Annotated in this window: 14 protein-coding genes and 4 pseudogenes; 13 read left to right on the plus strand and 5 right to left on the minus strand. The window is 69.8% G+C overall.

Annotated elements, in window-relative coordinates; genetic code table 11:
* The first annotated feature begins 262 nt into the window (after nt 1-262).
* Nucleotides 263-949 carry a GAF and ANTAR domain-containing protein gene (locus V7E45_RS16040; protein WP_333774841.1) on the plus strand — a complete coding sequence of 229 codons (687 nt, stop codon included), beginning with the start codon at nt 263-265 and terminating at the stop codon, nt 947-949.
* Nucleotides 950-1047: 98 nt separating this feature from the next.
* On the plus strand, nt 1048-2370 hold the full coding sequence (locus V7E45_RS16045) for a PP2C family protein-serine/threonine phosphatase (RefSeq protein ID WP_333774842.1): 1323 nt from the start codon (nt 1048-1050) through the stop codon (nt 2368-2370).
* Between the two features lie 94 nt (nt 2371-2464).
* Here the strand turns inward: V7E45_RS16045 and V7E45_RS16050 are convergent, their stop codons facing one another.
* A complete protein-coding gene (locus tag V7E45_RS16050) occupies nt 2465-3283 on the minus strand; it encodes a TetR/AcrR family transcriptional regulator (protein WP_333774843.1) in 819 nt (272 codons plus the stop codon).
* Between the two features lie 251 nt (nt 3284-3534).
* Between V7E45_RS16050 and V7E45_RS16055 the strand changes: the two genes are divergently transcribed.
* The 3 genes from V7E45_RS16055 (at nt 3535) to V7E45_RS16065 (ending at nt 8206) form a co-directional block, all read left to right on the plus strand.
* Nucleotides 3535-5247 carry an MFS transporter gene (locus V7E45_RS16055; protein ID WP_333774844.1) on the plus strand — a complete coding sequence of 571 codons (1713 nt, stop codon included), beginning with the start codon at nt 3535-3537 and terminating at the stop codon, nt 5245-5247.
* 297 nt (nt 5248-5544) lie between these two features.
* The gene (locus tag V7E45_RS16060; protein WP_333774845.1) at nt 5545-6657 is read left to right on the plus strand and encodes an aminotransferase class V-fold PLP-dependent enzyme; all 1113 of its coding nucleotides are present in this window, start codon (nt 5545-5547) and stop codon (nt 6655-6657) included.
* A gap of 226 nt (nt 6658-6883) precedes the next feature.
* Nucleotides 6884-8206, plus strand: a complete 1323-nt coding sequence (locus V7E45_RS16065; protein WP_333774846.1) for a cytochrome P450 — start codon at nt 6884-6886, stop codon at nt 8204-8206.
* A 56-nt stretch (nt 8207-8262) separates the two neighbouring features.
* On the opposite strand, the pseudogene V7E45_RS16070 reads toward V7E45_RS16065, so the two are convergent.
* Nucleotides 8263-8849, minus strand: a pseudogene (locus V7E45_RS16070) (SH3-like domain-containing protein); the annotation flags it as partial.
* A 262-nt stretch (nt 8850-9111) separates the two neighbouring features.
* On the opposite strand from V7E45_RS16070, the gene V7E45_RS16080 reads away from it, so the two are divergent.
* A complete protein-coding gene (locus V7E45_RS16080; RefSeq protein WP_333774848.1) occupies nt 9112-10041 on the plus strand; it encodes an NmrA family NAD(P)-binding protein in 930 nt (309 codons plus the stop codon).
* Between the two features lie 351 nt (nt 10042-10392).
* Here V7E45_RS16080 and V7E45_RS16085 read toward each other — a convergent pair.
* Nucleotides 10393-11248: pseudogene (locus V7E45_RS16085) on the minus strand (IS5 family transposase); the annotation flags it as partial.
* A 176-nt stretch (nt 11249-11424) separates the two neighbouring features.
* Here V7E45_RS16085 and V7E45_RS40620 point away from each other — a divergent pair.
* Both V7E45_RS40620 and V7E45_RS16100 read left to right on the plus strand, forming a co-directional pair.
* Nucleotides 11425-12521, plus strand: a protein-coding gene (locus tag V7E45_RS40620; RefSeq protein WP_443056060.1) for an IS630 family transposase whose coding sequence is annotated in 2 segments (ribosomal slippage) — nt 11425-11881 and nt 11881-12521 — 1098 coding nt in all. Because the reading frame shifts where the segments join, the coding sequence is not laid out codon by codon here.
* Between the two features lie 48 nt (nt 12522-12569).
* On the plus strand, nt 12570-13040 hold the full coding sequence (locus V7E45_RS16100) for a DUF5959 family protein (protein WP_333774851.1): 471 nt from the start codon (nt 12570-12572) through the stop codon (nt 13038-13040).
* Between the two features lie 112 nt (nt 13041-13152).
* On the opposite strand, the pseudogene V7E45_RS16105 reads toward V7E45_RS16100, so the two are convergent.
* Together V7E45_RS16105 and V7E45_RS16110 are read right to left on the minus strand one after the other, a co-directional pair.
* A pseudogene (locus V7E45_RS16105) lies at nt 13153-13239 on the minus strand (transcriptional regulator); the annotation flags it as partial.
* A gap of 76 nt (nt 13240-13315) precedes the next feature.
* Nucleotides 13316-13831, minus strand: coding sequence for a hypothetical protein (locus V7E45_RS16110; protein WP_333774852.1), 516 nt, complete (start codon nt 13829-13831; stop codon nt 13316-13318).
* Between the two features lie 1489 nt (nt 13832-15320).
* On the opposite strand from V7E45_RS16110, the gene V7E45_RS16115 reads away from it, so the two are divergent.
* The 5 genes and pseudogenes from V7E45_RS16115 to V7E45_RS16135 all read left to right on the plus strand — a co-directional run bounded on the left by V7E45_RS16115 (nt 15321) and on the right by V7E45_RS16135 (nt 20401).
* A complete protein-coding gene (locus tag V7E45_RS16115) occupies nt 15321-15947 on the plus strand; it encodes an SRPBCC family protein (RefSeq protein ID WP_333774868.1) in 627 nt (208 codons plus the stop codon).
* A 39-nt stretch (nt 15948-15986) separates the two neighbouring features.
* Nucleotides 15987-18299 carry an FdhF/YdeP family oxidoreductase gene (locus V7E45_RS16120; protein WP_333774853.1) on the plus strand — a complete coding sequence of 771 codons (2313 nt, stop codon included), beginning with the start codon at nt 15987-15989 and terminating at the stop codon, nt 18297-18299.
* A 127-nt stretch (nt 18300-18426) separates the two neighbouring features.
* Nucleotides 18427-18843, plus strand: a complete 417-nt coding sequence (locus V7E45_RS16125; protein WP_443056062.1) for a molybdopterin-dependent oxidoreductase — start codon at nt 18427-18429, stop codon at nt 18841-18843.
* Nucleotides 18753-19276, plus strand: a pseudogene (locus V7E45_RS16130) (reductase); the annotation flags it as partial. The gene V7E45_RS16125 and the pseudogene V7E45_RS16130, both read left to right, overlap by 91 nt.
* Nucleotides 19277-19438: 162 nt before the next feature.
* A complete protein-coding gene (locus V7E45_RS16135) occupies nt 19439-20401 on the plus strand; it encodes an alpha/beta fold hydrolase (protein ID WP_333774854.1) in 963 nt (320 codons plus the stop codon).
* Nucleotides 20402-20414 lie beyond the last annotated feature (13 nt).

Raw genomic sequence — 20414 nt, forward strand, 5'->3', positions numbered from 1 at the left:
ACACCATGCGGCGCCTCTCCCCCACCCGCTGCAGCGCAAGCCCCAGGGCCCCCGGCGTGCCGTGCCCGCCAGGGCGACGGACGTGACACGCTTCGCTCAGGCGTCCGACGTGACGCGCCCCGCACGGCGTTCCGAACGCCGGCCCGCGCAGGCGGGGTCCCCGGACCGCACCGCGGATCGGGGGGCCGGCCCCCGCCTCCCGGTGGCAGGGTGGAAGGGACGGGACCGGCACATGCTGCCAGGCGGCAGGACGGAGGACCGCATGGACTGGCGTACGTTCGCGCAGCAGATGGCGAACATGGCCCGGGACCTGCTGGCGCAGGACTCGGTGCGCGCCACGCTGGAACGGATCACCAGCAGCGCCATCGAGCTCGTCGACGGCTGCGATGCCGCCGGTGTCCTGATCCTGCGCGGCAAGCGGGTGGAGTCCCTCGCCCCGACCCACCAGCTGGTCATCGACAGCGACCGCCTGCAGGAACGGCTCCAGGAGGGCCCGTGCTTCGACGCGGCACGCAACCAGGAGGGCGAGCGGGTGTTCCGGATCGCCGACTTCGAGGCCCCCTCGCCGCGCTGGCCCGCCTACGTCCCCCAGGCCCGCAAGCTGGGGCTCGGCAGCATGATGGGCTTCCTGCTGTTCACGGAGGACGAGGATCTCGGCGCGCTGAACGTGTACTCCCGTCATGCCGGCGCCTTCTCCGAGATCAGCGAGACGGCCGGCTGGCTGCTGGCCTCGCACGCCGCGGTCGCCTTCTCCAGCGCGCGCTCCCACGCCCAGTTGGAACAGGCAGTCGCCACCCGCCACATCATCGGGGAGGCCATGGGCATCCTCATGGGCAGCCGCCACCTCACCGAGGACCAGGCCTTCGACGTCCTGCGTCGTTATTCGCAGGAGCACAACATCAAACTCCGCGAGGTCGCCCGGCAGGTCTGCGAACAGGGCAGCCTGTAGGGACACCGGTGACCACTTCGGGGCGAAAAGCGACAGACGCAATTTTCGGGGTAGCGCCACTCTCGTGACCCGGCCCCGGTGACCGGAGGTGGACCGCGATGGAAAGGGACAGCGAGGACCGCAGGGCGATGCTCGCCGATCTGCTGCTCGCCAGCCATCTCATGCCGGTCGAATCGCTGCCCGGACAGGCGTCCGAGTGCGCGGCGGCCGCCGGCTTCCACCGGGTGCTGATCTACCTGGCCGACCTCCAGCGCACCAAGCTGTGCCTGCTGGCCGAGAGCGAGGAAGCGGCCCGGCCGCACGAGGCGGAGTTGCCGATCGAGGGCACCGTGGCGGGCCGCGCCTACCAGTACGGCGGGCTGATCCCCGCGTCCCCGGCAAGTACGGGTGAGTTCGAATGGTGGGTGCCGCTGCTCGACGGGACCGAGCGCGTCGGCCTGCTGCGCGTCAGCGCCCGGCACGACGCTCCCGGCGTCCGGTCCGACATGGAGGCCCTGGCCTCACTCGTCGCTCTCATCATCGTCAGCAAGCGCGGGACCAGCGACGCGGTGGCCAAGCTGGTGCGCACGCGGTCGATGAGCCTGGCGGCGGAGATGCAGTGGAACCTGCTGCCACCGCGCACCTACGCGGACGGGCGGGTGGCGATCTCCGCGCTCCTGGAACCGGCGTACGACATCAGCGGGGACGTCTTCGACTACGCCATCGACGGACCCGCGGTGCATCTGGCCATCTTCGACGCCATGGGCCACGACACCGCCGCAGGCCTGTCCGGGGCGCTGGCGCTCGGCGCCTGGCGCAACGCCCGGCGCCGGGGTGTCGACCTCATCGGCGACGCCGAAGCCGTGGAGAGCGCGTTGCTTGAGCAGTACGACCACCAGCGCTACGTCACCGGCATCCTGGCGAGGCTGGACACCCGCACCGGCATCCTGCGCTGGGTGAACCGGGGTCACCATCCGCCCATCGTCATCCGCGACAACCGCTGGGTCACCCACCTCACCTGCACGCCGACCCACCCCATGGGCACGGAGCTGGGACTGCCAAGCACCGTGTGCCACGAGCACCTCCAGCCCGGTGACCGCATCGTCCTGTACACCGACGGCATCACGGAGGCCCGGCGCCCCGGCGGCCCGGAGTTCGGCGTGGCACGCTTCACGGACTTCCTCATCCGCCACCACGCCGACGGCCTGCCCGTTCCCGAGACGCTGCGCCGCCTCGTCCACGCCGTGCTCGAGTATCACGAGGGCCGTCTCCAGGACGACGCCACGGTCCTGATGTGCGAATGGATCGGGTCCGCGCTGGAGCCCGCCCACCAGGCGGCCGACCTGACCGGCCTGTCGTCCCACGGCCCGGGAAAGGCCGAGCCGGGATACCGGGACCACAGAGCCGACCACAGGCACGGGCACAGGCGACCGGGGGCCTGAGCGTCCGCCCGTGACCGGACGGCCCCCTCAAAGGCCCCCGGCACCGTCATCGACGAGGCCGTCCTCCTCCTCGCCGGCCCGCTCGGAACGGACGTCACGCCGGCGGTGGCTGGGCAGCTGGTCGGTCGTCCGGGGCCGCGTGCTCCGTCCGGTCCGGCAGGTAGCTCGCCAGGCCGCGCAGGATGATCTGCAGGCCGATGTCGAACCTCTCGTCGGAGGAGTCCGTCACCATGAGTCCGGACAGGGCGCGCAGGTGGGGGAAGTCCGCCTCGGGCAGGGACGCGAAGTAGTTCTGCATCTCGCCGGCCATCTCGCGCCAGTCGGGGCGGGCGAGGGAGGAGGTTTCACCGCCTTGCTGGGCGGCGCGGTCCTGCCACATGCCCTCCTCCAGGACGAACCCGTCGATGTACGTGGAGATGAGGTCGCCCGCCTCCGCCGCGATGCGGTCGGGCAGGCCCGCGGTGCGGAATATGGCGAGCAACCCCTCGATGTGCGGGAGCAGTTCCGCGGTGAAGGGGACGTGGGCCATGGAGATCCGGGCCATGTCGCGATGGGACAGCAGGCGCTGCCTTCCGGCCCGCGCGAAGTCCAGCAGCTGCTCCTGCCACCGCTCCGGATCGGCTTCGGGCACCTCGAACCCGTCGAAGAGGCGTGTGTACATCAGCTCCAGGAGATCGTCCTTGGAGCGGACGTGGGCGTAGAGGGCGGAGACGGTCACGCCCAGTTCGGCGGCCACCTGGCGCATCGACAGTCCGTCGAGTCCCTGACGGTCCAGCACGGTGAAGGCCGCCTCGACGACGCGCTCGCGGGACAGCGGGGTGCGCGCGGGAGCCGCGTGAGCACGAGCGGGCCGCTCCCGCTCCCACGGAGACGGCGGTGGGGTTGCTGGGCTGTCTGCAGCCGCGTCTGTCATGCGACCAGTCTAGGCACACGGGAGAACAGTGTTCTCCGCCGGTGAGCGGCATTCGCCCCCTCTTCGCCGCCCCAAGACGCGATATATATCTTGTGCACGGTCGCCGGATTGCGCTATATCTTGATGAACAGCGTTCTCTCGCTGAGCACTGTTCTGCTACGGTGAACACCGTTCATCGCATCCGTCCATCCATTCCTGCGCGTCTTGCGGACCCTCTCCGCGGTGTGCGCACCCCTCTACGAGGAGTTCCGATGTCCACCACCGGTGTCGCGTCCACGGAGACGCCCACCGCCTCGCCCGCGCCCTACCGGTGGCGCTGGGCAGCGCTCTTCGTGATCCTCGCGGCCGAGGTGATGGATCTCCTCGACGCCGTCGTCACGAACATCGCCGGTCCCTCCATGCGGGCCGACCTCGGCGGCGGGGCCTCCACCCTGCAGTGGCTCGCCGCCGCGTACACGCTGTCCATGGCCGTCGGGCTCGTCACCGGAGGCCGGCTCGGGGACATCCACGGGCGCCGCAGGATGTTCCTGGTGGGCGCCGCCGGCTTCACCGTGGGCTCGCTGCTGTGCGCGGTGTCGGGGTCGCCCGAGATGCTGATAGGGGCGCGCGTCGTACAGGGCCTGTTCGGCGCGGTGATGCTGCCGCAGGGCCTCGGCATGATCAAGGAGATGTTCCCGCCGAAGGAGTCGCAGAAGGCCTTCGGCATGTTCGGTCCGATCATGGGTCTGTCCGCGGTGTGCGGACCGATCCTCGCGGGCTGGCTCGTGGACGCCGATTACTTCGGCACCGGCTGGCGGATGATCTTCCTGATCAATCTGCCGCTGGGTGCCGCGGCCTTCCTCGGTGCGCTGCGCTACCTGCCCAGGGGCCGCTCCGAGAGCAAGCCGCGGCTCGACATCCCCGGCATGCTCCTGGTCTCGCTGGCCGCGCTGCTCATCATCTTTCCGTTGGTCCAGGGCCGTGAATACGACTGGCCCGTCTGGGCGTTCGTGATGATGGGAGCCTCCGCCGTCGTCTTCGCGGTCTTCGCCACGTACGAGTCGCGCCGCAGCAGTGCCGGTCTGGACCCGCTGGTCGTCCCGAGCCTCTTCCGTAAGCGCGGGTTCAGCGGCGGCATGATCCTCGGGCTGGTCTTCTTCTCGACCATGCAGGGCTTCATGCTGGTCTTCAACCTCTACACCCAGATAGGCCTCGGCTATTCGCCGCTCAAGGCGGGTCTGGTCATGGTGCCCTGGTCGGGCGGCATGATCGTCGGGTTCGGTGTCGCGCAGGGTGTCGCCCGGTTCGGACGTGCCGTCCTTCAGGCGGGCACCGTGGTCATGGCGGCCGGCGTGTTCGGTGTGTGGCTGACCCTCGACATGGTGGGAAGCGGCGTCGGCCCCTGGCAGCTGCTGCCGTCGCTGCTCGTCACCGGCATCGGCATGGGTCTGCTCATGGCACCGTTCTTCGACATCGTGCTGGCCAGCGTCGAGCAGCACGAGACGGGTTCGGCGTCCGGCACGATGACCGCCATGCAGCAGCTCGGGGGCGCCTTCGGCGTGGCCATACTCGGCACCGTGTTCTTCGGCCTGCTGGGCGGCGGGATCGCAAGCGCCGTCGACCACCGCTCGGACGCTCTGCGCGCGCAACTCGCCGCCGCCCACGTCGCGCCCGCCGCGCAGGACCGCGTCGTGGCGGACCTGCGCGAGTGCGCCTCGGACCGCGCCGTGGCCAAGGACCCCGCCGCCACCCCGGCGTCCTGCGCGCGCCTGGAGAAGGACACGCGGTCCGCGGTGACCTCCCCCGAGGCCGGTGCCCGGATACCCGCGGCCCTGAAGGCCACCGCGTCCTCGGCCTTCGAGGGCGGTTTCGGCTCGGTCATGAAGACGGTGCTGTGGATCGTCGACGGCATGCTCGCCCTGACCTTCCTCCTCTCCTTCCTCCTGCCGCGCCAGGCGCGCCCCGAGGAGTCCGGCGCACACTGACACCGGCGCGGGCCGCAGACCGCGGGCCGCACCGGCGAACGGGACGACCGGGCACCGCCTTCTCGGCAGGGGGTGCCCGGTCGTCCCGTTCCCGACGACCTGCGCGTACCGTGCGTGCGGGTGGGGACGCAGAGGTGTCCGACGGGCGGGCGGCAGGGCTGCCGGCGCATCGAACTCGCTGTGTTTCCCGCCCGGAGTGCCCGGCACACCCGACGGCCCGCCGGCCCGCCCACGCGTCCAACGTCCCCCGTCCAACGTCCCACGTCAGACGTCCACCGTCGCGAAAGGACGAGCCCCGTGCTCACGCCGTACGCAGCCCACTTCGACACGCCCGCCGGGTACCTCGACTTCGCACGGTTCGGCCCGCCCTCGTGTGACGTCGTTGCCGCCACCACGCGCGCCATGGAGGAGTCCGCACGCGCCGACCACACCACCGTGGACGGCCTCATGCGCGCGGAAGGGGTCGCCCGGGACACGGCCGCGCGGCTCGCCGGCACCGACACCGAGCACACCGTGCTGTTGCCCAACGCGTCCACCGGCCTGTTCCACGCCGCTCTCGGCGTCCGGGAGGGCGTGGTCCTCGCGCCGCGCACCGATTTCCCGGCCAACCACTACCCGTGGCGCCGCACCGCGGAACTTGGCCGGGCCACACCGCGCTGGATCGACCCGGCGCCCGGCGGCGGGGTGACCGCCGACCTCGTGTCCGCCGCGCTGACCGACGACGTGGTCGCCGTGTCGGTCAGCGCGGTCGACTTCCGCACCGGCTTCCGTGTGGACCTGGCGGCGCTGCGCGAGGCGATCGGCCCGGACCGGCTGCTGATCGTCGACGCCATCCAGGCGTTCGGCGTGGCCGAGCTGGCGTGGGACGCGGCCGACGTCGTGGTCGCGGGCGGCCAGAAGTGGCTGCGCGCGGGCTGGGGCACCGGCTTCGCGACGCTGTCCGACCGCGCGCTGGAGGCCCTGGAGCCGGTCCTCACCGGCTGGACGGGGGTCGAGGACGTCGGGCTCTTCGACGGGGCCGAGCACCCGCCCGCTCCGGACGCGCGCCGGTGGTCGATCACCAATCTCAGCCCGGTGACGGCGGCCGCGTTCGCGACGGCACTGGGCCTGGTCGAGCGGTACACCGTCGCGGCGATCGAGGGCGCGATCGCGACGCGCGTCGCCGAACTCACCGGTGTGGTGGAGCGCTTCGGGGGCCGCGTCCTCTCCCCCGCCGATCCGGCCCGGCGCGCGGGCGTGCTCTCCTTCACGATGCCCGAGCAAGATCCCGCGCTCGTCGCGAAGGCGCTGCACGCCGAAGGCGTCACCCCGACCGTGCGCGCCGACTCGCTCAGGCTCTCCCCGCACGCCTCGACCCCGCCGGAGGCGTCGGAGCGCGTGGCCGCCGCGTTGGCGTCCGTGACGGCCTGAACCCCGCGGGCTGAACTCGGCCGAACCGGGGGAACCTGGCGGTGAAAGCCGGCAGGCGGAATCCGGCGGACCGAACCCGGCGGGCTGTAGCCGGCCGCGCCCGCTCGCGTACAGTCCGTGCTGTCAGTCCTGTCAGCGCCAGTCCGCGCTGCCAGTGGCCCGTACGTGGTGCCCGTGCCCCGCACGGCTCACGGCCGGGCGTCGACGGTCGACCAGGAGACGGAACATGGACACCGAAGCCGGCACCGGCTCCCTTCCACAGGTTCCCGGCGTGGGGCGGCCGGTCCCGCTCCCGGAGGCCGAACCGGAAGTCGTGGAGCGCTGGCGTTCGCAGGGAGGCGAGCTGGTCGATCTGCTGTCCGAGGTGCGCGCACGGGTCGGCGGCGTCGCCGCCTTCCGCCTCGGGCCGGCGCCCACCGTTCTCGTCACCGACCCGCAGGCGGTCCAGCACGTGCTCGCCCGCCGGCCGGAGCGGTACGTCAAGCGCTCCCACCGCGCCCGCCTGCTGGTCGGCGACGGCGTCCTCTCCGCCACGGGCGCGGCCTGGAAGGCGCAACGGAGGTTGCTGCAAGCCCAGTTCACCGGCACGGGGATGCGCCGCTACGAGCAGCGGATCAGTGCGGCCGCCCTGACCACCGCCGACCGCTGGCGCGAGTACGCCCGGACCGGGCGGACGCTGGACGTCGGGCAGGAGATGCGCCGCTTCGCCCTGGACGCCATCTGGCGCTCCCTCACCGGGCACGCCCTCGACGACGGCACGGAACGCGAACTCACCGCCGTGGAAGCCGTGGCGGCCGCCCTTCCCACACTGCCCGCGGACGCCTCCGACGCCCGGGACGCCGTCGCCGCCGAGCTGGCCCGGATCGACGCGGTCGCCCGGCACGCCATCGAACGCGCGCGCAACGGGCCGGCGGGCCCGGACGGCCCTGGCCTGCTGCACGTGCTGACCGACGCCGCCGCCGAGCGCCCCGAGTACACCGACCGGCTGATCCGCGACGAACTGGTCACGCTGCTCGTGGCGGGACACGAGACCACCGCCACCACCCTGACCTGGCTCCACCTGCTCCTCGACCGGAACCCCGACGCCCGCGCCGACGCGCTCGCCGCCGGAAGCGAAGGCTCGGAGCGACGCCGTCAGGCCGTCCAGGCCCTGATCCACGAGACGCTGCGGCTCTACCCGTCCGCCTGGATCCTCCCCCGCCACGCCGCGGAGGACGACATCCTCGCCGGCCACTCCGTAGAGGCGGGCACCGACATCCTGGTCTGCCCGTACCTCACGCACCGCGATCCCGAACTGTGGCCCGATCCGGAGCACTTCGATCCCCGGCGCTTCCTCACCCCAGGCGAACGGCCCACCCACCCGGGCGCCTACTTCCCGTTCGGCATCGGCCCGCGCGCCTGCCTCGGCATGCAGTTCGCGCTCCGCGAGGCGACCGTGCTCCTCGAACACCTGCTTCCGTACACTCCGGACTTCGACTCCACCCCCACGAAGGCGGAGTACGGCATCACCGTCCGCCCCGCCGGCCCCACCCCCGCGACCCTGCGGTAGCTTTCGAACATTTCCACGGTGAGCTCGAACGGCTCGGCGTCGGCGCCCCAGAGGTCATGAGAGTCGAAGCGCACCGAGTAGACGTACTGCGGGTTCTCGCCCAGGAAGTGCGCATCGGTATCCGGCAGCACGCCCGGGGGCTGGATGATGTCGACAACACCGACATGCCCTCGCACATAACGTGGCAGCCTGGTGTGTCCGGATGGCGATATGTCCCTGGCGCGCACGCGCTCGCCGACGGCAAAGGCCGGCGCGGTGTCGAGGCAGCGCAGTGTGCCGTCGACGGTCGGCCCGTAGTCGGGCTTGGCCGGTTCTGTGATCGGGGGCTCCTGCACGTGCTCGCCGCGGAGGTTGCGCGCGCGGGCGTCGACCGCACCAGGTGCCAGGATGACGCTGTCGAGGAGTCTCAGTTCTCCGGCGTTGAGCCAGCGCCCGTAGTAGCCGTCGTCGATGTAATGCGCTCGGTCCAGGCGTTCCAGCGCGTGCCGGAAGGAGTCCAGGTTCCCCCGGACACCCTGTTCGAGAGGATCGCAAGCGCAAATGCCCGGCCCTCCCAGGGCTCTGCGAAAACAGGTTCATCCTGTCTCGGCGGATGCATGGAGCCCCAGCCCGGGGCTCCTCCCATGTCGGCAATACTCTCCATGGAGGGACCTCACTTTTGCCAGCGATAGCAGGCATGGTCAGATGAACAATTGTATTTGGGTGACATCTATGGCGTCACGGTCCGGCTTCGGGATGCGGGTCGCGGCGCTGCCGCGGATGCGTCGGGCTCAGTGCCCCGCCCGGGAGACACGGCGGGCAGGGGGACGGGCCAGCGGGTCGCGCCTGGGACACAAGCCGATCCCTTCGCCGGGCTGGACGTCACCCCGGTTGCGCCCTGGCCATGCGGGCCGCAGGCTGCCCCCATGGACTACAGCCCGGAAGCAGGCAGGCGGCCCATTCTGGTGACCGGTGCTGCGGGCAGCGTTGGGGCCGTCGGCAGGAGCGTGGTCCAAGGTCTACAGCGCCGAGGCCTTCAGGTCCGTGCTCTGGTGCGCCAGGATGACGACCGGGCCCAAGCCCTGCGCGCGACGGGTGCCGAAGTCGTGGTCGGAGATCTGACGCGTGCCCAGGACGTCGCCGACGCCCTGGACGGCTGCGGTCGGATGTATTTCGGCATGGCCGTGTCGGCACAGTACCTGCTGGCCGCCGTGACCACCGCGGCGGTCGCGCGCGCCTACGGACGGCTAGAGGCGTTCGTGAACATGTCGCAGTTGACCGTCTCTGAGATGGACGCCACCAGCGGCTCCGAGTCGCATCAGCATCGTCAGCAGTGGCTGGTCGAGCAGGTTCTCGACTGGTCAGGCCTGCCCGTTGTCGAGGTCAGGCCTACCGTATTCATGGAGAACCCGCTCTTCCAGACCGTGTTTTCCTCGATCGCCAAGGAGGGCATCATCAGGTGGCCCTACGGCAAGGCGAAAACGTCTCCAATCGCGGCCGATGACGTTGCCGCGGTCGTTGAGGAGATTCTGGCCGATCCGGCCGGACACATCGGCCGCACCTATGAGCTGACCGGTCCCCGATCACAGGACATCACCGCTTTGGCCGCGGAGATCTCTGATGCTTTGCACCGCACGGTCGGCTACACCGACGTCCCGTTGCAGGAATGGCTGGACAACGATCTCGCGGCGCTGGGACTGCCGGCTCATGTCCTCCAACACATCTCCACCATGGCTCGTCTGCACGTGGCCGGCCGCTATGACCGCCAGGCGAACGGCATGGCAGAGATCACCGGGCGGTCCGCCGCGGGAGTAGCCGACTTCGTCCGCAAGAACCCCGAGCTGTTCACTCGCTGACGCGGATAGCTGCCACGAGCACCTGCCCACGACGGCGGCGGGGGTGCCGTCGGTGGTTGCAAGTGGTTGAGGGCGTGGGTGAACAATCCCCTCAGAGCGCGCCACCCAGCTGATCAGCCACACTCAAGCCCCCCGTGCCGCATCCAACCCGCCAGCCCGCAGGCCAATGTGGGTTCGGCAGGCCGTCATCGCTGGTGCTGGTGATCCATCCGCGTGGCTGAGCGATTTCCTCGTAGTCGTCGCGCCGTCGCCTGCTGAACAGGCCGCCCCGGCGCGCAGGAGGAATGGGTGCCTGTGCGGCGGGGGCGCTTGCTTCGGGAGCGAGCGGAGCGGTCGGCTGCACTGGTATGGCATGGTGCCGAGGTAGGTGTAGGCCCGTTTCTCGTAGCGTGTGGCGATGGCGCGGAATCCTTTCAGGCGGTTGATGGCTCGCTCGACGGTGTTGCCTTTCTTGTAGTGCTCGCGGTCGAACCCTGTGGGCCGGCCGCCGCGGGAACCGCGGTTATGGCGGTGTCTGCGCTGGTCGAGTCGTTCGGGGATGGTGTGCGATATCCCGCGTCGTCGCAGGTAGCGGCGGTTTTCGCGGGCGTGTAGGCCTTGTCGGCCAGCACATGATCGGGCCGGGTGCGAGGCCGGCCCACGCCGATACGGGGCACGGACATCTGCTCCAGGACGGGGCGGAGTTGGGGGCCGTCTGCGTAAAGTCCGGGGGTCAGCAGGAAGGCGAGGGGCCGGCATCGTCCGTCGGCGGCGAGGTGGATTTTGGTGGTGTAGCCGCCGCGGGAGCGTCCCAGGCACTCGCCGATCTGACCACCTCCTCCAGTCGGACGACCAGTTTCCGAAGCGCCGGATCAACCTGGTTCGTCCCCCGGCCGACCCCCTTTTGAGAAACCGAGGCCGGGCGTGCTTTCCTCGCGCCGGCGGCATGCTGGTGGGCCCGCACCGCAGTTGAGTCCACCGACACGTCCCAGTCAAGCCGGCCCGCGGCGTCCTCGGGGGCCTGAACCTTCGACAGCAGCATCGCCCATGTTCCATCCGCTGACCAGCGACGATGCCACTTATAGACCCTCTCCCACGGCCCGAACCGTTCCGGCAGATCCCGCCACTGCACACCCGTCCGCATCCGGTACAACACCCCATTGATCACCCGCCGGTGATCACTCCACCGACCCCCACGCGCACCACCACGAGGCAGGAACGACTCCAGCCGATCTCACTCCGCATTCGTCAGATCCCCACGGCCCATACAGCCAGGCTGGCCTCAACACCCCACTTCTGTCAGGGGACCCGAGAAACAGCACCAGGGCAGCTACTGAACTTGATCGGGTGATGTCGGGGCCGTTCGGCTGAGCGGTGAGCCTGGGGCGCTGTACTGCTTTCGCTGTGAGGTATGCGCAGGGCGGTGGATTGACCAACGCTGAGAGGGACGCCCGAGAGCGGGTGCGCCTGGACGCGGTGACCCGGTTCGAGGCCGGGGCGACGAACTGCGCTGTCGCCACCGCGCTGCGCGTGTCAGAGCGATCGGTGGAGCGGTGGAGACGACAGTGGCGCGAAGGCGGTGCGGCTGGTGTCGCCTCGAAGGGTTCGCCTGGGCGCCCCAGGCTCTCTGACAAGCAGATCGCCCGGCTGGAGCGGGAGTTGGAGTGCGGCCCGCTCGCACATGGCTGGGTTGATCAGCGATGGACTCTCGCGCGCGTCAAGAACTTGATCGGGCGGCTGTTCCACGTCTCCTACACGGTGGAGGGCACGTGGCGACTGTTGAAGCGGCATGGTTGGTCCTGGCAGCAGCCCACTCGCCGCACTATCGAGCGTGACGACGCCGCGGTAGAACTCTGGAAGAAGGAGGTCTGGCCGCGGGTAAGAGTGTCGCGGCGGCGTGCGGCGGCTGGATCGTCTTTGAGGACGAGGCCGGCCAGTCGATGACGCCGCCGCGTGCCAGGACGTGGAGCCGGATCGGACAGACCCCGGTAGTGCGGGTGCGGGGCCGGGGCTCGGGACGAGTGTCGATGGCGGGCATGACCTGCTATAAGCCGGGCGAGCGGTCCCGATTGATCTACTCGGTCCGCGAGTACAACGGGCGCAAGGACCAACCGAAGGGCTTCGGCTGGCGGGACTTCCGCGACCTGCTGGTCCGCGCCCGCATCCAGCTCGGCGGACCGATCGTGCTGGTCTGGGACAACGTCCGTATCCACCTGACCGCGCCGCTGCGCGAGTTCATCGCCGCGAACGCCGACTGGCTCACGGTGTTTCAACTGCCCACCTACGCACCCGACCTGAACCCGCAAGAAGGCGTGTGGTCTCTGGTCAAGCGTGACATCGGCAACCTCGCCGCCGCCGACCTGGGCCAGATCACCCGCGCTGTGAAGCGCAAGCTCAAGATGCTGCAGTACCGACCCCACGTGATCGACGGCTGTCTCACTGGACCGCTGATCGCGTCGAACGTTTGTCGGGGGTCTCCTTCGTCCGCACGCACCCCATGAGAGAGGATGCACGCTACTCGCACCAGCTAGGCCAAGTGGAGGCGCACTGTGGGAGAGCCGGAACCAGTCGACCTGATTCACCTGGCAGACGCAGACGGCGACCGGTGCATCGTTCGCGTCACTGGGCGTTATCAGCCAGGCATTCTGACCGGTCATGACACCCTGCGCGCGGATGTCCTGGTGTCCACAAGCTTCCTCGACGCACGCCTCGAGCTCTACCTCTTGCAGCGGGATCTCTCCGCCTGGGAACACGAACTCGAAGGGCTGGTGCCCGGTGGCAACGCGGGAATCGGCGGCGGCCGGGGTCTGGAGCTTGGCATTCGCCTCAACGAGGATCAGTCCGTGTGCGTGACGATCCACGACCCCGACCGGCTCTCCACATTCTTCTGGATCCGGCCACAAGACGACTGGATCCTGGACCACCGAGACCGACTGGACCGACTTCAGCAGGTCTGGCCAAGCGAAGTCATCGAGACCGCCCCCATGGTCTACGAGTGGAGTCCAGACCGTAGGCACTGAACACTTCAGGCACGGCCATCGGGGACCAAGCCGCCACCTTCGTCGCCGACGGCGGCCGCACACCCATAAGCCAGACCAACTGGGTTGGCCGACATCCCGAGTTCAAGTTCAGTAGTGGGACGATCCCCAGTTCGACTTTCTCCAGGCCGACCGATCCTGCCAGGCGGTCCAGCTGCGCAGCGAGCACCGTCGGCGGGCAACCGAGCTCTCCGCCGCACGGGCCGCTAACCGCGAGCTGACCAAGACCATCGATCAGCATCACGGGACAACCAGTGCTACGTCTTCGGCTCGGCCATGACGAGGCCCGAGCTGACGGGGTGCTCGTCGTTGACAAGAATCAGCCGGTTCCCGGCCCAGCGGTCGAGCCGGTCGCAGGCCCAGGCGGGGTCGTACGCTGCCGTGGGCAGCTGGGGTACGCGCTTGCGGCCGGTTTCGTCGAGGCGATAGGGGACGTCGAAGGCCGTCTTCCAGCGGTCAAGGTCCGCGGCAAATCGTTCTTCCGCTTCGGTTGGACCGATTCCCAGATACTGGCCGATCTCCGCCCAGGAACTGCCCCGCTCTCGTTCGTAGATCACGGCCGAGACCAGAACGCGCTCCGCGAGCTCGATGAGCTGAAATGCCTGGCTGACCCGACCTCCGGGACCGGTGTCAGGGTCGTTCTCGGTGGCGACCAGGCCGGCAGCGCCATCCGCAACGTCCACGGAGTGGTCACAGAGGACCAAGCGTGCCAGCCCCTGGGGGGTGAATCGGGCACGGTCGACGTCGTAAGGGGTCGTTTCGGTCACCCGCATAGCGTCCCAGGCCGTGCCCGCATCGAGTACCCGATTTCCCCCTGAACCGCTCTCCGCCTGACGGCTTGTGCCGAATGCAGTGTCACCTGCTCCAGCCCAAGTCGGCCACTGCCCTCTCTGACCTCTTTCCCAACACCTGTTGCAGAAGCTGAACGTCGCATGGAGCATCGTGAACAGGGAAAACGATAGTCGCCGCCGGGCGAACGGCTGCCCCACCCCCAGAGAACCTGGTTCACCGCGAACGAGTTGCCCGACGACATCATCGAGTATCCGCGAGCCGGCCTGCTGGGCTACCTCAACGGCACCGGCCTCCTCGTACAGCACGCCTGGCACTAGACGCAGAACACGCGTGAGGAGGAACTGACGCCGCCGGCCACCGCTACTGGCGCAGTCCATCGGCCGTGCGGACGGCGCGGTTTGCCCGCCCAGTCAGATCTTCGCGGCCGCCGACGTCGGTGACACCCGGTGTCCGAGGAGGGGCAGCCTCTCCTCAAGCCGGGCATGCCGAAACGCGCACATGGGCCCGCTCGCCTGCAGCAGACCGCGTGGATGCGCGTCGTCCAGGAAGGTCATCTGGCACAGGGATGTGCTTTCGCGGACGGAGAGTTGTTCAGCAGTGAGGGCGGTGGCAATGGCCGCGTTGCTGAGAGCGCCAGCCACGAGAGCGTGACCGCTGCCTATGGCCACGCCGAGTGCGGGACCGCATCCCGTTGGCCGACCGCCGCCGTGGGAGCCCACCCCGCCGCACTCACGGGGCTGGCCAACCTGGGGGACCTCGCGGCCACCTGCTTTTCGCCCCTGTCTCGCAACTAAGCGTCAAAAGCGCGCAGGCCGTTCGGCCTTCGCCCCATGTTCGCGACGTCGGTCTGTGTTCTCCACCCTGCTCCACAAGAAGGTCAGCCTGACCGAGACTGCAGGCACCTTGATGCAGCGGCCCCCAAGCTCGCGCATTGACATCTATTGGCCCACTACACCCCGACGCCGTTTGCCTCGACGACCACCTACTACTGATCGACTGGCGCGGCGCCGGACCGATGCCTGGAGCACCGCCCCCGAGACCGGGTACGACGAGGCGATCCTTAACCCCCAGGCAATCACCGAGCACGTCCGCCCGGCCCCCGGTGTCGACGAGGGGCGACGCACGGAATCGCGCCCGCCGATCCACCGCCGGGATGCGCACGGTCCGAGTACCCAGGGCGGACGCTCGGACCGGCACCACGTGACGCCTCCCCCGGGTAGTCGGGGATGCCCGACTCCGTAGCCGGCCCCGCGTCGCTGAGCAGTAGCAGCTGGAGGTGACCGTCGGCCACCTGGAGAAGCCCGTCCTGCGAGCCGGGCCCGGCCCTTCTCGCGCTCGGGGCCGCCCGGGAGGCCTACGCGGTCGGGTGACTCGAAACCCGGGATCGGGGAACCGGAAGAGATGCCCTGCCCCATAAGGGGAGGGCCGGGTCTCCGGACGCCCGGCTCCCTCACCGGAAGAAGGACCATGATGACGCACGAAGACGACGGTGGGCAGGCCGTGCCGAACACCGCGGGCATGCGCTCCGACGGCGACGGCGACGGCGTCACACGCCGCCGTCCGCTGCGCGAGCGGCACGTCGAGGAGACGGTCGAGGTCGCGGTGCCGGTCCGCACGGCCTACAACCAGTGGACGCAGTTCAAGACGTTCCCGCGCTTCTCGACCGTGGTGCGCGACGTCGAGCAGATCAGGCCTACCGTCACCGCGTGGACCATCGGCTACGGCCCCCTGCGTCACCGTTTCGCGGTCGAGATCGTGGAACAGGACCCTGACGCCTACCTGGCCTGGCGTGGCCTGGAGCAGCACCCCAGCCACCAGGGCGAGGTCGAGTTCAGGCCGACGGAGTCCGGTGGCACCGCGATCACGGTCCGGATGCTCCTCCGACCGCAGGGGGTCGCGAAGGTCCTCACCCGCTCGTCCAGGGTCGTGGGGCTGACCGTGCGACTGGTGCGCGAGGAACTGGTGAGCTTCAAGCACTTCATCGAAGGGCTCGGTCAGGAGGGCGGTGCCTGGCGCGGCACCATCCGCAACGGCCGGGTTCAGCACGACACCCCGGAACCGCCCAGGAGCCGTGTCGCCCAGTGGCCCGTCGGCTGACCCGCGTACCGCACACGGCAAGAGAAAGGCAAACAAGCGATGCAGAACCCGCCCGGTGAGGAGCCGGAGACCTCCCTCTCCGTGACACCGCCGAAGAAGTGGGCGGCCGGGGTTCCCGCCGTCGTGCACGCGCTGGAGTACTCGCTGGAGCAGACCTCCCCGCGCAAGACCGGGGTCGACCTGCTCACCATGAACCAGGTGGGCGGGGTCGACTGCCCCGGCTGCGCGTGGGCGGACCCCGCTCCGAGCCGGCGCCATCGCAATGAGTACTGCGAGAACGGCGCCAAGCACATCAACGACGACGCCACGACGCGCCGGATCACCGCCGACTTCTTCCGCGAGCACAGCGTGTCCGATCTGGCCGCCCGCTCCGACATGTGGCTCAATCAGCAGGGCCGGCTCACCGAGCCGATGATCAAGCGGCCCGGGTCGGACCGCTACGAGCCCATCGGCTGGAACGACGCCCTGGGCGTCCTGGCGCAGGAACTCCGAGGGCTGGACTCGCCCGACGAGGCGGTCTTCTACACCTCCGGCCGGGCCAGCAACGAGGCCGCCTTCGTCTTCCAGCTCTTCGCCCGCGCCTACGGCACCAATAACCTGCCCGACTGCAGCAACATGTGCCACGAGTCCAGCGGCTTCGCCCTGAACGAGACGCTGGGCGTCGGCAAGGGCACCGTGAGTCTCGACGACCTCCACCACGCGGACCTGATCTTCCTGGTGGGGCAGAACCCGGGCAGCAATCACCCGCGGCAGCTTTCGGCCCTGGAGGAGGCCAAGCGCAACGGCGGCCGCATCGTGGCGGTGAACCCGTTGCCGGAGGCGGGGCTGCGACGCTTCAAGAACCCGCAGAAGCCACGTGGGGTCGTGGGGCGGGGCACCCAGATCGCCGACCGCTTCCTGCACATCAAGCCGGGCGGGGACCTCGCCCTGTTCCAGGCACTTAACCGGCTGCTGCTGGAGGCGGAGGACGCGCGTCCCGGCACCGTCCTGGACCACGACTTCATCAACGCCCACACCTCCGGTTTCGAGGAGTTCGCCCGGCACGCCCGCACCGTCGACTGGGACGACGTGCGCGCGGCGACGGGACTGACCCGCGAGGAGATCGAGAACGTCCGCGACGAGGTCCTGCGGAGCGAACGCGTCATCGTGTGCTGGGCGATGGGCATCACCCAGCACAAGCACGGCGTACCCACCATCCGGGAGATCGTCAACTTCCTGATGCTGCGCGGCAATCTGGGGCGCGCCGGCACGGGCGCCTGCCCGGTGCGCGGCCACAGCAACGTCCAGGGCGACCGCACCATGGGCATCTGGGAGCAGATGCCGGACACCTTCCTGGACGCCCTTCAGGAGGAGTTCGGCTTCGATCCGCCGCGCCCGCACGGCTTGGACTCGGTGAACTCGATCAAGGCGATGCTGGAGGGCCGCGTCAAGGTCTTCCTCGCCCTGGCCGGGAACTTCGTGCGTGCAGCGCCCGACAGCGAGGTCACCGAGAAGGCGATGCGTTCGTGCCGGCTGACCGCCCACATCTCCACCAAGCTCAACCGCTCGCACACCGTCTGCGGCGACACCGCCCTGATCCTGCCGACGCTGGGGCGCACCGAGCGTGACGTCCAGGCCGACGGCGAGCAGTTCATCACCGTCGAGAACTCCATGAGCGAGGTGCACACCTCCCAGGGACGACTCGAACCGGCCTCGCACGTGCTGCTGAGCGAGGTCGCCATCCTGTGCCGGCTCGCCCGGCTGAGCCTCGGCGGCGAGGCAGACATCCCCTGGGCCAAGTTCGAGGGCGACTACAACACCATCCGCGACAGCATCTCCCGGATCGTGCCGGGCTTCCACGACTTCAACGCCCGGGTGACCCGTCCGGGAGGCTTCCAGCTACCCAACCCGGTCAACGAAGGCGTGTTCAGGACCGAGACCGGCAAGGCCCGGTTCACCTGCAACGAGCGGGTGGTCCCCCGGGCCCCCGAGGGTCACCTGCTGCTGCAGACCTTGCGCTCGCACGACCAGTGGAACACCGTCCCGTACAGCAACAACGACCGCTACCGCGGCATCCACGGCAGCCGCCACGTGATCCTGGTCAACCCGGCCGACCTGTCCGAACTCGGCCTCGCCCAGGGCGATCGCGTGGACCTGGTGAGCGTCTGGGAGGACGGCACCGAGCGCCGGGCCGAGAACTTCGAGGTCGTGTCCTACCCGGCGGCCAAGGGTTCGGCCGCCGCCTACTACCCGGAGACGAACGTCCTGGTGCCGCTCGACAGCGTCGCCGACGTAAGCAATCAGCCCACGTCGAAGGGCATCGTCGTCCGCCTCGAACCCACGGGCGACCGATCCCGGCCGGCACCCGTCTGACCGAAACCGACGACGCTGCGGGACCCGCTGACAGCAGCGGGGCCCGCCGTCCGTCCAGGCGGTTTCGTGACAGCACGGCGACACACGGGCTGGACGTTCAGCGCCGGGTGGACTCACGTGCCATGCCATTCTCTTCGTGTGCATGATGGAACGGGTGAGGTCGGCGGGTGCCAAGCTGATCGTGGTGGACCCGCGGCGCACCGCCACCGCCGCCAAGGCCGACCTGTTCCTGCAGATCAGGCCCGGCACCGACCTCGCCCTGCTGAACGGCCTGCTGCACCTGCTGGTCGCCGACGGCCACGTCGACGAGGAGTTCGTCGCCGAGTTCACCGAGGGCTGGGAGGAGATGCCCACGTTCCTCGTGGACTACCCACCCGAGCGGGTCGCCGAGATCACCGGTGTCCCCGAGGACGACATCCGCCGAGCCGCGCGGTGGATCGGTGCGGCCGGCGAGTCGCGGACAGCGCGGACGACGGGCCCGTGCAGGTGTTCGTGCAGCGCTCCCCGCACTTCCGTCCGCCGGCCGACGCAACCACCCCCATGATCATGGTGGGGCCCGGTACCGGGGTCGCGCCCTTCAACGGCTTCCTCGAGGACCGCCGGGCCCGCGGCCACACCGGGCCCAACTGGCTCTTCTTCGGTGAGCAGCGCCGGGCGACCGACTTCTACCACCGCGCGGACCTGGAGGCGCACCGGGCATCCGGCCATCTCGACCGTCTCGACCTCGCGTTCTCCCGCGACCAGCGCAACAAGGTCTACGTGCAGGACCGGATGCGTGAGAACGGCGCCCGCCTGTGGCAGTGGCTCCAGGAGGGTGCCCACTTCTACGTCTGCGGCGACGCGGGCCGCATGGCCAAGGACGTCGACCGCGCGCTCAGGGACGTCGTCGCCGCGCACGGCGGCATGGACGCGGACGACGCCGCTCTGTACGTACGCGCCTGGCCACGGACAAGCGCTACGTGCGCGACGTGTACTGATCCTCGGAGGATCGGCGACGGGTACGGTCACGGGCCGGCGCCCACTGCCTTACGGGCCGGGCCCCTCCACCTGGGAGGGTAGGGGTCCTGACCGGCGACACTCGGCGCCCTCGGGCCCGTCACGCGCACCGCCGCGAAGATCACGCGCGTACGCTCGTGACCATGGTCGAGCATCGCATGGTCGAGGTGAACGGCGTCCGGCTGCACATCGCCGAGCAGGGGGACGGCCCGCTGGTGGTGCTCCTGCACGGCTTCCCCGAGTCGTGGCACTCCTGGCACCGCCAGTTCGGCCCGCTGGCCGAGGCGGGATTCCGTGTGGTCGCCCCCGACCAGCGGGGCTACGGGCGCAGTGACCGTCCTACGGACGTCGAGTCGTACACCATCCTGCACCTGGTCGGCGACGTGGTCGGGCTGATCCGGGCGCTGGGTGAGGAGAGGGCGTACGTCATCGGGCACGACTGGGGCGCGCCCGTCGCCTGGCACACCGCGCTGCTGCGCCCGGACATGGTGCTCGGGGTGGCGGGCCTGAGCGTGCCGCCCCCCTTCCGGGGGACGCAGCCGCCGCTGGCCACCATGGAGAAGCGGTTCGGCGGCCGCTTCTACTGGAACTACTTCGCCCGGCCCGGCGTCGCCGACGCCGAGTTCGGGCGGGACCCGCGCACCGCGTTGCGGAAGTTCTTCCACTGGGCCTCCGGCGACGCTCCCGGCTCCGGCGAGGACAGGCAGCCGCTGGTCGACCCCGAGCGCGGCTGGCTCGCGACCATGCCGGAACCGGAGTGCCTCCCGGAGTGGTTCACCGAGGCGGATCTCGACGCGTTGACCGAGAGCTTCTCCGAGGGCTTCACCGGGGCCCTCAACTGGTACCGCAACCTGGACCGCAACTGGGAACTGACCGCTCCCTGGCACGGTGCGGTCGTCACCCCGCCCGCGCTGTACGTCTACGGCGACCGCGACCTCGTGCCCGCCTTCCCCGGCACGCCCGAACTCATCGCGCACCTGCCCGAGTTGATGCCCAGTCTGCGGAGGGAGCCGGTGAGGCTGGCCGGTTGCGGGCACTGGACCCAGCAGGAGCGTCCGGAAGAGGTGAACGCGGCCCTCGTCGATTTCCTCCGGTCCTGCCCCTGAGGAGCAGGACCCC

The sequence above is a fragment of the Streptomyces sp. IBSBF 3136 genome, assembly GCF_036815105.1.
Lineage (GTDB): Bacteria > Actinomycetota > Actinomycetes > Streptomycetales > Streptomycetaceae > Streptomyces.